General features: G+C 73.0%; 1 pseudogene. It reads left to right on the top strand.

The features are described 5' to 3' along the window. Nucleotides 1-131 precede the first annotated feature (131 nt). A pseudogene (locus O2W17_RS22185) lies at nucleotides 132-529 on the top strand (PKD domain-containing protein); the annotation flags it as partial.

The raw sequence follows: 529 nt of genomic DNA, 5'->3' as shown, positions 1-529 counted from the left end.
CGGTGCTGGCGGCCGACTCCTTCGACCGGTCGGTGACCGGTGGGCTGGGGACGGCGGACGCGGGTGGGCCGTGGACCTCGTGGTCGGGTGCGGTGCGCCAGTCGGTGGCCGACGGGGTGGCCAGGCTGGCGATGACCCGTGGCACGAACACCGGTTCCTACCTGGGCACGATCGGGCAGACCAGCGCCGACGTGCGCACCACCTTCTCGCTGTCATCGGTGCCGACCGGCGGTGGGGCGATGGTGTACGTGGGTGCCCGCCAGGTGGAGGTGTACCAGTCCTACAAGGCGCGGGTGCGCGTCTTCGCCGACGGCAGCGTGCGGGTGGCGATGGTGAAGCTGACGGGCTCCACGGCCGAGACGCTGATCGGCTCGGAGGTGCTGCTGCCGGGGGTGACCTACACCCCGGGCACGGAGCTGAACGTCCGGGTGCAGGCCTCCGGTAGCGGCACCACGGAGCTCGCGCTGAGCGTGTGGGCCGCGGGTTCGGCCGAGCCGGCGACGCCGACGCTGACCCGCACCGACAGCAC

It is taken from the genome of Blastococcus sp. VKM Ac-2987 (assembly GCF_026967805.1).
Lineage (GTDB): Bacteria > Actinomycetota > Actinomycetes > Mycobacteriales > Geodermatophilaceae > Blastococcus.
Note: the sequence above shows the minus strand (reverse complement) of the source record. Positions and strands in the feature narration are given on the sequence as shown.